Here is a 15,155-nt window from a genome sequence, read left to right as displayed (position 1 = left end):
TAATTCGTTTAGTAGTTGTAATCGCTTCGAAATGCCGTCACAGTTTTTCTGGCGGGCTGACTTGAATTAAACAAGTTCATATAAAGCCAGCAGCCTAATTTTGATTGCCCCATTTTTTTATGCGTTCCAAAATTAAATGCCAGCCACAAGACGCCAAATAAACTCATGGTGATCCAATGAATTGATGCAAGCGTTGGTGCTTGTAGATTGGATATACTCGGAATTAACCACTCAATAAGATGTATGCTTGCGCCATACATAAGGCCAGAAAATGAAGCAAACACTAATCCTGATACTAAACTCAGAAGTGTTTGGTGTGTACGTCCCCAACTGAGCATCAGTTGTGCACCAGCTATAAAGGCAAAAAATAAGACAAAGGCACTGGCCTCAGAGAATGAAACGGGCTTATTGGTAACGAAAGCAAATGAAGACATCGCAATCATCCCGCCAAGCAGTGAGTAAAAGATCATCATGAACGAAGGGTGCACAGGCTTAAGTTCTGATTGGTTCTGTTTGACCGCAGATCCTGAGCTTAAAAACAGATAGGCCTTGAATAATCCATGCCAGCACAAGTGTGCTATAGCCGCGGCAAATAAGCCCACACCACATTGCATCATCATAAAACCCATTTGCGCCATGGTGGAGCACGCTAACATCCTTTTAACATCATGCTGCATCAACTTCCAGACAGTGCCAAGTAGTGCAGAAAAAGCCCCTACTATAAAAAGAAGATTTAACAATCCTGGATGCAACATCATCAGGGGCGCAAATTTAACAACAAGAATTCCTCCCCCATTGACCAATCCTGCATGCATTAAAGCAGAGACTGGAGTTGGAGAATTCAAAGAGCTGATAAGCCAGCGATGAAAAGGAAATAAACCAGATTGGGTAAGTGCGGCAAGCAGAATAAAACCAATAGAGAGAGAGAGCATCGATAAGTCGCCAAAAGCGGGCGTCTGGCTCAATAAGGCAATAGAGCTCGTCGAATAATTTATTGTCAACAAAACGAAAGCAGCTAATAAAAACAGACTTCCTGATCCGAGCGTGTAAAAGGCTAAAAGGCCTGAATTTTTTGCTGCACTCCATTCATTTTTATGTACCATCAGGACCACAAGAAGCAAATTGGAAATAAACCATGCGCTCCAGAATAGATACAAATTATCGGCAAGAATCATCAACTGTACTGTTAAAGTGAGTGCTGATAAAAGAAGAAAAAAACGTCTGTAGAGTCTGTCACCATGCATGTACCTTAAGGAAAATCGATGCACGACGAAACTGACCAATAACACCAGGCTGCATAACAACAAACTCAGTGCATCAGGATTGATTAATGAACTTGTCTCAGGATATATTGATAAGGATGAACATGTGAGCAAGCCAACTCCGATCAAAAACCCTGCTCCCATCAAATATCCGGCACAGCGTGCTGCAAATACAAGCCGGGAAATTAAAATGCAGTTAATGGCAAGCGCGATAATTGGGCAGGTTAACATTAAACTTAAAAAAAATAGAAACATGGTATTCACATCATTCCCCATTAGAAATTGTTTTGCTACAATGAAAATATATTAGATATACTGATATAAGTGAAATTAAAAATATTTACACTTCCCATAAGGAATTCTAATGTCGCTGGATACGGTAACCTTACAATGTTTTTTAGCAGTGGCTGAAACGCAAAGTTTCACCAAGGCGGCTATTCGAGTGGGACGAACTCAATCAGCAATAAGTCAGCAAATTGCCAAGCTGGAAAATCTAATTGAAAAACAACTGATTAACCGAGGAAGAGAGTTATCCCTAACCCCTGATGGTGAGCTTTTTTTAGGCTATGCCAAGCGAATCTATGAATTGCACCGTGAATCGCTCGACCGCTTCAAAACACCAGAACTACAGGGTGAGCTTCGTTTTGGTTTACCTGAAGACTTCGCATCGATGATGCTCTCCGATGTTCTGGTTGAATTTTCAAGACTCCATCCCAGAGTGATGCTTAATGTAGAGTGCGATTTAACCCTGAATTTAATCGAGCGGTTTCATCAGGGGGATTTCGATTTAATTTTGATAAAAACCAATGAAAAAGATCAAATTACTGAAGGCATCAATTTTTGGAATGAACCAGTTGAATGGATTGGTAAAAAGGAACTGCTTCCAGAATTGAATGAAAAAGCAATCATTCCATTAATACTTTCTCCTACTCCGTGTGTCTATAGAGGAAACGTTATTGAATCACTCAATCAACATCACCTCAAATGGCGCCTTGCATTTAGCAGCACCAGCTATGCGGGAAAAATGGCAGCAGTGCGGGCAGGCCTAGGGATCACTGCGATTCAACGCAGTATGATTCCTAACTATCTGGATCGATTGGACGATTATTTTTTACCCTCTTTAAAGGACATCCATGTATCCTTAATAAAAAAGGAAGCGGCAAATAAGGCAATTGACTCCCTGGAATTTTTTATCATGGACAAATTGAAACATTAAGCAAAGGATATGAGGCGGTTGATGAAGCAAGAAATGAACTCAATTTTTGAGGTATTAGATAAAGCGACTATTTTATCGATTATTATGATAAGCGTGATAGTAAGCCTGCTTACCTTAAGTATCCCCATAGCAGCTCAAACTTTAGTTAATCTGATTGCCTTCGGAAAATTACTGCAACCAGTCGTCACCTTAAGCATTATGGTGCTTGTCTTAATGATGGCTCTGGGAGCACTCAACATTTGGCAAATAATTATCATCGAAGTCATCCAGCAAAAATTAATGGTAAAAATAAGCCTTAACCTGTCTCGTCAGTTTACTCATTTGTCACTAGATAATTTTTCATCGCATCATGGACCAGAACTCGTTAATCGATTCTTCGAAGTGGTCACCATCAACAAAGCATTAGCAAGCCTGTTGCTGTATGGAGTGAATTTAAGTTTACAACTTATTTTTGGTCTGATTTTGCTTCTGTTTTACCATCCGCTCTTTCTTGTATTTGATGGATTCATTATATTAAGTATTCTTTTGATAGTGTTTTTGCCTTATCGCAAAGGATTAGCGAGTGCCGAAGATGAGTGCGCTGAAAAACATCGAATTGGTGCCTGGTTGGAAGAGTTGCTTACCAATCGTTTTTTATTTCGCTTTAATCGTTATCATCACTACTCTACCCAGCAAACCGATAAACGGCTTGTTGCATTTTTAAAAGCACGTAATATGCATTTTAAACAACTCATCAAACATCAAATTGGATTTTATCTCCTTTCGGCAATGGCCAGCAGTCTTTTACTCGGCTTAGGTGGTTATCTGGTGATTCAAAACCAATTAAGTTTAGGCCAGCTTGTGGCTGCCGAGATTGTGCTCGGTGCTTTAATCTATGCATTTAAGCGTTTTGGTGTTCTTTTGGAAAATTATTACGATCTGGTTGCTTCGGAACACAAAATTGACGCGGTTTTAAATCTGCCAATAGAACCCATCAAAACAGAATTAAGTGAACTTATTATCCCTATTCACACCATCACAGTACTCACTAAACAGCAAAACAAAGCATCAGCAACTCCTGACAACCCTTTAGTTGTTTGCGTCAACGAAATGCAAAAACAAACCTCATTCACCGAATTTCTTTTGGGCTTTAAACCGAATAGCGGATTTCGAGTATACATCAACGAGACCCTCTGCAACGAAGAGTACAGACGCTCCCTTCGTGAGCATACTCTGTTACTTAAAGATAAAGACTGGTTTGCTGGCAGCATCTATGACAATTTACGTCTTAATCAACCGTCTTTTTCTATACATCAATTAAAAGAACTTTTAAAAGCTTTTGGACTTATGGACAAAATAATGAACCAACCTGATGGCTTAAAAAGTACCATTTACGACTGGGAAAGCGTGTTTACTGAACTCGAGCTCATCCAACTCATGGTGATTCGAGCTGTACTTGCAAAGCCGCAACTCATTATCGTCGATCATCTCTTTGATAGACTGACCAGACAGGATATTGAATTGCTGCTTTACCATTTAAGAACCCTGAATCAAACGCTACTCATTATTGTGACGCAATACCCCGATATTATTCCATTGTCTAACTGTCTGGTGCTCTCATGAAACTCCACGCCTATCAAATGATTGGCAAATTACCCAATCCACGAAAAATCGCCAAGATCATTTTTTTAGTACTGCTGATTTTAATTGTATTTCTGAGTTTTACTCCTTGGCAGCAATTTGCACTCGGAAGCGGAAAAGTCATTGCCTTTTCGCCTAATGAACGTTTACATACGGTCAATTCGCCCGTTTATGGCAGAATTAAAAAATGGTACGTTGATGAAGGAGTCCGAGTAAAAGCGGGCGATCCCATTGTAGAGATTTCTGATAATGATCCTGAATTACTCAAAAGATTGGAGTTGGAAAAAAAGGCAATATTACTTCGCATAGAGGCTTCAAAACAATCATTAAGTGCAGGAAAAGCCAACGTTGATCGCCAAAAGAACTTATACCAGCAAGGGATCAATTCAAAACGACAATACGAATTAGCCCAAATTGAATATGCAAAATATCAAAATGAATTAGCACAGGCCAATATTGATAAAGTCAATATCGATGTACGTATTGCCAGACAGCAGACCCAATTGATTAAGGCTCATGTACCAGGAATCATCTTTAAACGTTTGACAGGACAAGAAAGCGTTGTCGTTAAAGAGGGCGAAATATTAGCTCAAATTATTCCAGAAACTCAATCAAGAGCAGTAGCACTTTGGATTGATGGGAATGACATTCCATTCGTCCGCCTGAATCAAAAAGCACGCCTTCAATTTGAGGGCTGGCCTGCAATTCAATTCAGAGGCTGGCCGCAAATTGCGGTAGGTACTTTTGGTGGGAAAGTGGCCTTTATAGATCCTACTGATAATGGCATGGGACAGTTTCGAGCCGTAATTGTTCCTGATGAGCCTTGGCCCCAACCCACATTTTTAAGACAAGGCGTGCGCGTCCATGGTTGGGTACAACTCGGAGAAGTCCCTTTATGGTATGAGTTATGGCGTCAATTTAATGGTTTTCCTCCTGAAAGCGTGACAGACAAGGAAAGCTCATGAGTACAGCACAATTCAGTAAGCCATTATTTGTTCTTATTGGACTGAGCGTTTTACTATGCACTTCGGCGTCCGTCTATGCTTCAGAAAAAACACAACAATTAAATTTAATCGACGTACTCAAAAGCATAGACAACCACTATCCTCAGGTAAAAATTGCTCATCTTGAAGTAGTAAAAGCCAGTGGAGCGCTAACCAATGCGAAGGGACAATTTGACCCTACCCTGGAAGCGACTACGCGATCACAACCTGCTGGTGGATATATTAATAATTACGGAGATACTCAATTAACTGTTCCTACACTCTACAATGGTGTCAAACTTTTTGCTGGATACAGAAATGGTGAAGGGAACTGGCCCATTTACTATCAAAACTATTTGACTAACTCTGGTGGAGAATATCGAGCCGGTTTATCCCTGCCCCTGGCTCGCGACCGACTCATTGATAAAGAACGAACTGGCTTACTGTCCTCAGCCCAACTAATCCTGATGAAACAACAGGATTCTGAAGCAATTAAAATTAAAATTTATCAGGAAGCCATCAAAGCCTATTGGCAATGGGTTGAAGCAGGACTTCAATTAAAAACATTTAAACAATTGCTGCAATTGGCTCAAAAGCGACAAATTGCAATTGAACAACAAGCAAAACAAGGTGACTTACCCAGACTTGCGATCAGTGAAAACCTGCAACAAATCATCCAACGAGAGCAATTACTCAACCAAGGTCACATGATATTCGAGCAAGCAGCTATTAATTTATCCCTTTATTTTCGAGATCCAAAAGGCAAACCACAAATCCCGGATCAACGTTCCTTACCTGCTTTAGCTAAACCCGCAGTACCCCATGCAGGTTCCAGCGTGCCACTTATAGAGCACCCAGGAATTAAAAAGTTAAATTTTTATGCCAATATGATGAAACTAAAACGCAATCAGGCTCGCAATGAACTTCTACCCCAATTAGATGCAACCGCCTACACGTTTAAACAAAATGGAACAGGAGGCTACCCCTTAATGATTCCCCAGGCAGCAATGGTAGGGGTTTCATTTAAATTTCCATTATTTCAAAGACAGGCCAAAGGAAATCTCATCCAGGCAGAGAGTGAATTACGCCAGATCCGCGTTGAAAAGAGATTTTTACTCGAACAGTTAAATAATGAGTTCGCCAATATTCTCATTGGCATTAACAGAGGAATACGGCAAGTCAGTCTGTTAAAAAAGGAACTCAGTTTGGCATTACAGGTACAACAGGGTGAAACAAAAAAGTTTTATCAAGGAGACAGTACTTTGTTTTTGGTCAATCAGCGCGAACAATCGACCACTCAAGTGCAGCTCAATAGCTTGCATGCGCAAGTTCAATTAGAAGAATTAAAGGCCAGGGCACGCTTTTTCGCCTCAACCCTGACAACAAACACCGTTATAAAACAAATGAAATAAGGACAGTATGAGCACTGCATTAGTTTGGTTCAGACAGGATTTACGATTGAATGATAATCCTGCTTTTTTTGAAGCCATCACCCAACATAACCAAGTGATACCAATCTATATCCTGGATGAAAAAAACAGTATTCTGGGCGAAGCACAGGCTTGGTGGCTGCATCACAGCCTGCAGGCACTCAGCAATTCACTCACCACACAATTTGGGTTAAAGCTTATTCTGCGTAAGGGGAATCCTTTGGATATTCTGTCTGATTTGCAAGGTCATACAGGATTCAATGCAATTTATTGGAATCGTTGCTATGAACCCACGAGTATCGAGCGGGATAAAAAAATTAAAGCAGCATTTCAAGAAACTGGACTTGATGTATTTAGTTTTAATGGAAGCTTACTCAATGAGCCTTGGACAATAAAAAATAAAAACGGCGATTTTTTCAAAGTGTTTACCCCTTATTGGAAAACCTGTCGCCAAGGACTTATCTCTAAACCTGCACCGTTAATAACCTATAAGCCCAAAGCAGTTGATGTGGCCAGTGACGACCTTCAAGACTGGAGTCTTCTGCCCCACTTGAATTGGGCGTCTCAATTTCCTGATTTTTGGACACCAGGCGAAGATGGGGCTTTACTGCGGCTTAAAGAATTCATCTCGCACCATCTTAATGGGTACAAAACAAATAGGGATTTTCCTGAAAAACAAGCCACGTCCTCTTTATCCCCCCATTTACACTTCGGTGAAATCAGTCCCTGGACTATTTTAAGAGCAGTTGAAAACGCAAAAATCAATCCTCACTGTGATTTAGCAGGAGCCGAACACTTTTTATCCGAGCTGGGCTGGCGGGAATTTTCCTATTATCTGCTCTACCATGTACCCACCCTGCCCTATAAAAATTTTAAATCCGAATTTGACGCCTTTCCGTGGCATAACGATGAATCTTTATTAAAACGATGGCAACAGGGAACAACAGGTTATCCCATAGTCGATGCAGGAATGAGAGAACTATGGGCTACCGGATACATGCATAATCGAGTAAGGATGATCGTTGCCTCTTTTCTCACCAAAGGCTTATTCATTGATTGGCGTTTAGGGGCAGATTGGTTTCTGGATACTTTAGTGGATGCTGATTTAGCTAATAATAGTGCCAGTTGGCAATGGGTCGCTGGCTGTGGAGCTGATGCAGCTCCTTATTTTCGTATTTTTAACCCCGTTTTACAAAGCCAAAAATTTGATCCTAATGGGGTTTATATACGTCGTTGGGTCCCTGAGCTGGCCTCGTTGAATAACGACATCATTCATGCGCCCTGGGAGTCTGCTCATGCGGCATTGTTGTACCGCAAAATCAATTATCCGAAACCCATCATCAATCACAGCGAAGCACGAGCCAAAGCTTTGGAGTATTACAGTCAATTAAAAAAAGAACATTAAATTAATATACTCGATATTCTGATAAACAACTCATACACAAGAATAGATTAAATTTAATTTGGAGAGCTGACCATGCGCCTGAATCAATTATTGAAACTAATGTTCTGGTTCTTACTTTTTGAAAGCATTGGTTTTTTACTTGGCATGCTGACCCAGGCTAATATATATCCCTGGTATGAGAGCCTTAATAAGTCTTCCCTAACCCCTCCAGGATTCGTTTTTTCAGTGGTCTGGAGTTTGTTGTATGCCCTTCTTTCTCTGGTTGCTGTGATACTGTTTCACCGGGATAAAGAATCTTCTAATAACAAACTGATGATGCTGTTTGTATTGCAAATGCTGATGAACTGGGCGTGGACCCCTCTGTTTTTTGGCTTGCACTGGATCATGTTAAGTGCCATTTGGCTTGTTGGCCTAACCGCTTTGAATGGGATCTTAATCATTCAAGCGAGAAATAAGGCCCCAATGGTTGCCTGGTTATTAATTCCTTACCTGATTTGGCTGATGTTTGCTTGTTATCTCAATGGGGTTATTGCATGGTTAAATTAGTGATAATTTTCTGCTGACTTTCCTCGAAACAGATAATAGGCATAGAGTGTATAAGCCAAGAGTATGGGAAGCATGATGACCACGCCAACTAAAATAAACACTAAAGTTGAGTCTGGTGCTGCAGCTTCCCAAAGCGTTACCTGATGTGGAATTAAATAGGGATAAACACTGATTCCTATTCCAATATAAGAACACAAAAACAGAACAATACTGTACAGAAAAGGCTTGTATTCATTACCGCTGTTGAGGTTTTGCCATATTTGATAGACGGAAAACAGCGCCAACAAAGGTAATGGGCTTAGTAAAAACACATTAGGAATACTGTACCAACGATGAAAAATTTCATCGCTGTGTAACGGGGTCCAGATGCTGACAAATACCAGGAACAAACTGACAAGGACTAATAAACCTCTGGATTGATGAATCATTTTACGCTGAATTCTTCCAGAGCTTTTGATGATCATCCAGGTTGCTCCCAAAAGAGCATAGCCACACACCAGAGCAATTCCCGTGCACAAACTAAACGGAGTTAACCAATCAGGATTATTGATGGTCATAGAGGATTCATCAATAGAAAAGCCCTGAACAAAAGCTCCCAGGATAACGCCCTGAAAAAAAGCAACAGCCACAGAGCTGATTGAAAAGGCCCAGTTCCAGATTGCTTTAGATTTTTTAGCCTTAAAGCGAAACTCAAAACTTACACCACGAAAGACAAGTCCTATCAACATAAGCATAATAGGCATATAGAGTATGGGGAGCAACAAACCGTAGATTTTGGGGAATGCACCATAAAGCATGGCTCCACCAAAAACAAGCCAGGTTTCGTTACCATCCCAAACCGGTGCGATGGAGTTCATCATGACATCGCGTTCTTTTTCATTGGAAGTAAAAGGAAAAAGAATACCAACACCCAAATCAAACCCATCCAGGATGACGTACATGATAATAATAAATCCAAGAAGTACTGCAAAAATAAGGGGTAGCATTATTTCTTCTCCTCGGGAATGTCGGTCATGTACTGGAATGCATGATATTCAATGTCATCTTCTTTTAATTTATCCGGTCCATGAGCAATAAGTTTGAAGAGATAATAAAGGTAAAATCCAAAAACAATTCCGTAAACAACAATCAGTAATATGAAGGAAATAAGCACCTCTTCATAACCTATAGAAGATACGGCATCTTTGGTTTTTAAGAGTGAGTAGACTACCCAGGGCTGTCTGCCGATTTCCGCAGTTAACCACCCGGCAATACTGGCAATAAATCCCGCTGGAGCCATCGCAAAAATCCACTTATAAAACCATGGACTTTGAAAAAGCGTCCCTTTAAATCGTAAATAAATGCCTACAATGGCGGTGATGAGCATCAAAATACCAATACCTACCATAATGCGAAAGGTTAAGAAAACAGGAAGCATACGGGGCTGGTCAGCAGGAGGCACTGAACTAAGACCAACCAGCTCACCATCCCATTCATGAGTATTGATGAAGCTTGCAAGTTTCGGTATGGAAAGTTCATAAAAATTTTTCTGTTCTTCTTGAGAAGGAAGAGCAAACAGTACCAAAGGCGCCCCTTTCTGGGTTTGCCAAACCCCTTCCATGGCAGCAGTTTTTAGGGGTTGATAATGGTGTACGTTAATACCCACGACATCACCGACACCAATTTGTAAAGGAACTAGAATCAAGGCAGCCCATAAGCTAAAGGTTAATGTTATTTTGGCCGTGGCTTTGAATTTATCTTTTAATAGATAATATCCAGAAACAGCCATTACAACAAAACAAGTGGTCACATAGGATGCAAGCAGCATGTGTATGAAACGAGGAATAAAGGTAGGATTAAACACTACAGCCCACCAGCTATCGACAATGTATTTGCCATCGACTAATTGATAGCCACTTGGAGCCTGCATCCAGGAATTGGCTGACATAATCCAAAATGCGGACACCGTCGTACCGATTGTCACCAGAAGAGTAGCAATAAAATGCAGTGGTGGGGGAACTTTTTTCCAACCGAAAAGCATGACGCCTAAAAATCCGGCTTCAAGAAAAAATGCAGTCAGCGTTTCGTAGGCAAATAAGGCGCCTAAAACATTTCCGAATTGGGTGATAAAAGGCCCAAAATTAGTACCTATTTGATAAGCCAGGACAATTCCGGACACGACCCCCATTCCAAAAGTCAAAGCGAAAATTTTTGTCCAAAGCTTGCATATTTCCAGGTAAATCGGGTTTTTCGTTTTCAACCAGGCTGCTTCCATAATCACAAGAAAGACGGCAAGTCCCAAATTTAAGGTTGGAAACAAAATATGAAAACCGATACTAAAACCAAATTGAATACGAGACAGAAGTTCTACAAGCATAGACGGCCTATAATTCACTGAGGTATAGGCATAGTTTAGCATAAAAAAGGGCTTAATGCCTTGGAAATGAATGGCAATACTCTGGTGCCAATCATAAGAACAATGTTGCATTCCGTGGCCGTCTAAACGACAGAGGATACTCTATAAATCCGCTAAACTACTCTCGGATCATAATTGCCCTGACTCCAGATCCGCCAGAACTTGACCGGCCCTGGATCGGATGGCTGCTTTCTTTTCCTGAGTCATTTTATCCCAATTGAGATAGGCATAGCGCAGACGGAGATTCTTGTTGAGCCGTACCTGATTTTGCTCTATAAAATTCCAGTAGAGGGAATTGAAGGGACAGGCTTTTTCCCCCACCACATCAGCAGGGTTATAAGCGCAAGACTTACAAAAATCACTCATTTTTTGAATGTATTTTCCACTTGCAGCATAAGGTTTGCTTGCCATCACTCCCCCATCGGCATACAACGCCATACCCAGGGTATTAGGTAACTCCACCCACTCAAATGCATCCGCATAAACCGCCAGATACCACTCGCATACTTCCTGGGGATTGAGGCCCGCAAGCAGAGCAAAATTACCTGTAATCATCAAACGCTGAATGTGATGAGAGTAGGCTTCGACCTGGGTTTGTCGCACCACCTCTTTCATGCATGACATTTTAGTTTCGCCACCCCAATAAAGCGCAGGCAAAGATCTTGCGGCATTTAAATAATTTCTATTGGCATAATCGGGCATTAACAGCCAGTAAATACCACGTACGTATTCACGCCATCCTAATATTTGACGAATAAATCCTTCCACCGCATTTAAAGGAGCCAACTGCTGTTTCCAGGCATCCTCTGCCATGTGGCACAATTCTAAAGGTAATAAAAGCCCGGTATTCAAATAAAACGATAATTTTGAATGATATAAACTGGCTTCATTAGAACGCATGGCATCCTGAAAATCGCCAAAATTAACCAGGCAATGCTGCATAAAATATTGGCTTTCAGAGAGGGCTTGTTCTCGAGTCACTGCAAAATTGAACGGTCTTAATTGCCCAAAGTGATGGGAAAACTCTCGTTCTACCAATCTTAAAACATCCAAAGTTACTTTATCTGAAGGATGCTCTAAACGAACAGGAAATGATTTAATGTGATTTGCATTTTTTCTATTTTGCTCATCATAGTTCCACTCTCCGCCAACCGGCCTGCCTTGATTATCCATAAGAATATGATGCCGTTGACGCATCATTCGATAAAAATACTCCATTCGCCATTGTTTTTTATCTTTTGCCCAAGATTTAAACTCATCAAGAGAACATAAAAACCGAGTGTCCTCATGAATATTCAAAGGTACCAACAATTTGTCGTTCAATGAAACTAATTTTTGCAAAACACGCCACTCACCGGGATGAGTTACATGTATCTCTGAGATATTTTCTTTATCTATAGCCCGGCACAACTCCGTCTCAAAACAGCCGGTATTATCAGCATCGTCGTATTGAATGTAGCGGACTCGATAACCCTGCGATTTTAAGCGTTCTGCAAAATGACGCATGGCAGAAAATATAAATGCGATTTTTTTAGGATGATGTCTGACATAAGTCGCTTCCTCCATCACCTCACAAAGCAAAACCACATCACGCTGCTTGTCGATAGCAGTTAGTGAGGAAAGAGATTCACTCAGTTGATCGCCCAAAATAAAGCACAATCTCGTCATCATTTTCCCCAATAGATAAAAAATTACATCTTAAGCTTGGGGCGTATGGTACTTAAACCACCATCTACTGCAAGCACCTGTCCTGTTATCCAACTGTTCTCTGGATTTAGAAAAAACAATATAGCTCGTGCTACATCCTCAGGTTCACCAACACGCCCTAATGCATGCATTGCAACAGAGGCCTTGGCGACTAATTCATTACTGAGTAAAGAATGAGTCAGAGAGGATTTAACCATTCCAGGCGCTACAACGTTAACACGCAAACGAGAAGAGGCATAAGTCGCCGCAGCGGATTGCGCCAGACCAATAACTCCGGCTTTGGCCGCAGCTATGGCCTCATGGTTTGCCAATCCAGTCAACGCTGCTGCCGAAGAAATAAGAACTACCGATCCTCCTTGAGTCATTCTCTTCCCTGCCGCACGTACAGTCGCAAATGAAGTGGTCAAAGACGCATTAATGGTCTTTTGAAACTCTTCAAAATGTGTCGCATGAGCACTCTTAAGTAATAAAGAGCCGGCACAATTAACCACTCCATCAAGAGGACCTGCTTGTTCAAATACACTATCAACAGCGTTAAAGTCCGATGCATCAAGTAAAAAATCGGGGATGATTTTGTCTTTGGTTTGCGCTGTAGTCACCACTTCATCACCCTGTTTTTTAAGAAGCTCAACCACTGACTGACCAATCGCACTACTTGCTGCAATAATTAAATACCGAGCCATAAAATTGTATACCTTAATAATAAAAGGCTTACTATGAAGGAGAGCAATACTAAGTTCAAGTATTTATAAGCAATCAACTCTTTTATTCCTTGGTACAATTTATTTTCATTGAACTATAATGAAAGTGCGTTATGTAATCACAACAAGATTCAAAGTCACACTAAAGGAAACGACTATGAACAGACTGCTTTTGCTTGCATTGATGATTTTTTGTGGCGTTGCATTTTCTGCTGATAAAAGCTATCTGTTTTTTCAGACAGCTACAGATGGAAGCCTCGAAAAAATGAATAATAACCATTATGTTTTAACAATAAAACAGGCCCCCAAATATGTGAATTATTTTTCAGAACGACCAGCTAGAACAACCGGCATCATTAATCTTAATGAATTTAATTCATTCTGGACGAACAAAAATATTAAAAATGATTTCAAAAGCAATCCCCCCAATGCCGCAATAGTTTTAGTTGATGCACAAGGTAATCGCCAGGATTTTGTGGCCATCATGACCAATCCGCAATTATCGAAAGAACTGTTGACTTACGATCTGCAACCCATCAACAGTAAAAATGTGCCTACTGGGCAATTCAAATATTTGCTCATGTTTGTGGATAACATCGCTTGGAACCCAGGCGGATTTTAAATGGTTTGAAGGGACTTATTCAGGGGTTGAAGTGCGAGAAAGACAGCGACTTTTACTGGATTTTCTCGCACGTCGTTTTTTTTGCCGCCTTATTTGTTCCATACGAAGTTGTTCTTTGGTTTTTTCATTACTGTAGGCGGCTTGAAATTGTTCACAAAGCCTCATTCGTGCAAAATATCGGTTGTCTTCTCGACTTCTGGATTCCTGGCACTTTATTTCCAAACCCGTCGGTATATGCTTTAAATAAACTGTTGAAGCAGTTTTTTGCAGTTTTTGCCCGCCATTACCGCTGCCCAGTATGAATTTTTCGATAAGATCCTGTTCTTGAATGCGCAAGGCATTCATCCTATCAGTCAATTTAACAATTTTTTCTTTTTTAATCATAGGGCATTTTCAGTTCATTATAGAATTTAAACTTCAAGCAATGCAGTCCTGTTTTACACGTTCACTTCCCTTTTTTGAATGATTAACCTGGAGAACTATTTATTTCATATTCCAAAGTTACCGAATCTAATAAGCAATGATAACATTCTTCAAAATGTTCTGGTGAAACATGTGTGGCAAAATCAAAAATCGTCAGAAATTTTATTTCCAGGGAATTAAGTTCAGATAAATTAACGCCTGCAATCGCTGCAAACCGCTTATTCTTATGTCGGAAATCCATTAATTGCTTATAAGCCAAAAGTATAGAACAGGCTATTAATCGGTGTACATTCAATTCGTTTAGTGAAGAATCAGGAGTCAGTTCAAGATACATACTTATATAAATCAAAGATGAAACATAGATAGTTGGGTCGTCGTCAAGAAATTCATAAAATCGTAATAAATACTTTTCAATTGATATTTGAGGCACACATGCTCCAGTAAATACATCTTTTGCATGAGATTTAGAGGAGTTTGTCGTAACTGCTTTCGTTAATACAGATGTAATAGTTTTAAGGAGAAATGAGGCACTAACATCACTAATTTTGGGATACTCAGGGGCTTGAACTGATTGAGTTGTTTTATGTTGTGCAAAGAATAATTTCATTTTACTCCCTTAAAAACCAGAACGTTCCGTTGCTGTGTCTACAGACAAAAAACACCTGAATGCATGTTGTTCTTGAATAATCTGAAGATGATTTTACAGCAAACAATGCTTATATTTTGGCATTTTTCATTACTCGAGAATATACTGAATATTATAGAGACTGTGGGATAAGATAAAGTAGTTGGGTTACTTTTTAGACCGTAAAATCAACCAAAGCCAGGAAGTGATACTCTCTAAA

14 protein-coding genes are annotated in these 15,155 nt (G+C 40.3%); 7 read left to right on the top strand and 7 right to left on the bottom strand.

The window, feature by feature from the left end; translation table 11 throughout:
* Positions 1 to 8: 8 nt before the first annotated feature.
* Positions 9 to 1,517: a proton-conducting transporter membrane subunit gene (locus ELY21_RS04845; RefSeq protein ID WP_233588669.1), complete on the bottom strand. Its 1,509-nt coding sequence runs from the start codon at positions 1,515 to 1,517 to the stop codon at positions 9 to 11.
* A gap of 109 nt (positions 1,518 to 1,626) precedes the next feature.
* On the opposite strand from ELY21_RS04845, the gene ELY21_RS04840 reads away from it, so the two are divergent.
* The 6 genes from ELY21_RS04840 (at position 1,627) to ELY21_RS04815 (ending at position 8,462) form a co-directional block, all read left to right on the top strand.
* The gene (locus tag ELY21_RS04840; protein WP_127107400.1) at positions 1,627 to 2,478 is read left to right on the top strand and encodes a LysR substrate-binding domain-containing protein; all 852 of its coding nucleotides are present in this window, start codon (positions 1,627 to 1,629) and stop codon (positions 2,476 to 2,478) included.
* 33 nt (positions 2,479 to 2,511) lie between these two features.
* Complete coding sequence (locus ELY21_RS04835) at positions 2,512 to 4,080, top strand: ABC transporter transmembrane domain-containing protein (RefSeq protein WP_233588665.1); 1,569 nt, start codon at positions 2,512 to 2,514, stop codon at positions 4,078 to 4,080.
* The gene (locus tag ELY21_RS04830) at positions 4,077 to 5,063 is read left to right on the top strand and encodes an HlyD family secretion protein (RefSeq protein WP_028383531.1); all 987 of its coding nucleotides are present in this window, start codon (positions 4,077 to 4,079) and stop codon (positions 5,061 to 5,063) included. Before ELY21_RS04835 ends, ELY21_RS04830 begins: the two co-directional genes overlap by 4 nt.
* On the top strand, positions 5,060 to 6,493 hold the full coding sequence (locus ELY21_RS04825; RefSeq protein ID WP_127107396.1) for a TolC family protein: 1,434 nt from the start codon (positions 5,060 to 5,062) through the stop codon (positions 6,491 to 6,493). Before ELY21_RS04830 ends, ELY21_RS04825 begins: the two co-directional genes overlap by 4 nt.
* 7 nt (positions 6,494 to 6,500) lie before the next feature.
* Complete coding sequence (locus ELY21_RS04820; protein WP_127107394.1) at positions 6,501 to 7,916, top strand: deoxyribodipyrimidine photo-lyase; 1,416 nt, start codon at positions 6,501 to 6,503, stop codon at positions 7,914 to 7,916.
* Positions 7,917 to 7,988: 72 nt separating this feature from the next.
* Entirely contained in the window at positions 7,989 to 8,462 is a 474-nt protein-coding gene (locus ELY21_RS04815) for a TspO/MBR family protein (protein ID WP_127107392.1), read from the top strand.
* On the opposite strand, the gene cydB is transcribed toward ELY21_RS04815, so the two are convergent.
* The 4 genes from cydB to ELY21_RS04795 all read right to left on the bottom strand — a co-directional run bounded on the left by cydB (position 8,459) and on the right by ELY21_RS04795 (position 13,247).
* The gene (cydB, locus tag ELY21_RS04810) at positions 8,459 to 9,448 is read right to left on the bottom strand and encodes a cytochrome d ubiquinol oxidase subunit II (RefSeq protein WP_127107390.1); all 990 of its coding nucleotides are present in this window, start codon (positions 9,446 to 9,448) and stop codon (positions 8,459 to 8,461) included. The two genes, ELY21_RS04815 and cydB, sit on opposite strands and share 4 nt — an antisense overlap.
* The gene (locus ELY21_RS04805; RefSeq protein WP_127107616.1) at positions 9,448 to 10,818 is read right to left on the bottom strand and encodes a cytochrome ubiquinol oxidase subunit I; all 1,371 of its coding nucleotides are present in this window, start codon (positions 10,816 to 10,818) and stop codon (positions 9,448 to 9,450) included. The genes cydB and ELY21_RS04805 overlap by 1 nt, the downstream gene beginning before the upstream one ends.
* Before the next feature lie 168 nt (positions 10,819 to 10,986).
* Entirely contained in the window at positions 10,987 to 12,525 is a 1,539-nt protein-coding gene (locus tag ELY21_RS04800) for a cryptochrome/photolyase family protein (protein WP_127107614.1), read from the bottom strand.
* Between the two features lie 23 nt (positions 12,526 to 12,548).
* Entirely contained in the window at positions 12,549 to 13,247 is a 699-nt protein-coding gene (locus ELY21_RS04795; RefSeq protein ID WP_127107388.1) for an SDR family NAD(P)-dependent oxidoreductase, read from the bottom strand.
* A 175-nt stretch (positions 13,248 to 13,422) separates the two neighbouring features.
* Here ELY21_RS04795 and ELY21_RS04790 point away from each other — a divergent pair, with 175 nt between their 5' ends.
* A complete protein-coding gene (locus tag ELY21_RS04790) occupies positions 13,423 to 13,887 on the top strand; it encodes a hypothetical protein (protein WP_127107386.1) in 465 nt (154 codons plus the stop codon).
* A 15-nt stretch (positions 13,888 to 13,902) separates the two neighbouring features.
* On the opposite strand, the gene ELY21_RS04785 is transcribed toward ELY21_RS04790, so the two are convergent.
* Positions 13,903 to 14,271, bottom strand: coding sequence for a peptide chain release factor-like protein (locus ELY21_RS04785; RefSeq protein WP_127107384.1), 369 nt, complete (start codon positions 14,269 to 14,271; stop codon positions 13,903 to 13,905).
* An 82-nt stretch (positions 14,272 to 14,353) separates the two neighbouring features.
* Positions 14,354 to 14,917, bottom strand: a complete 564-nt coding sequence (locus tag ELY21_RS04780) for a cyclin family putative virulence effector (RefSeq protein ID WP_127107382.1) — start codon at positions 14,915 to 14,917, stop codon at positions 14,354 to 14,356.
* Positions 14,918 to 15,155: the final 238 nt, after the last annotated feature.

This window comes from Legionella sp. km535 (genome assembly GCF_003990085.1).
GTDB lineage: Bacteria > Pseudomonadota > Gammaproteobacteria > Legionellales > Legionellaceae > Legionella > Legionella moravica.
The sequence above is the reverse complement of the archived record's forward strand: the minus strand, read 5'-3'. Positions and strand labels throughout refer to the sequence as shown.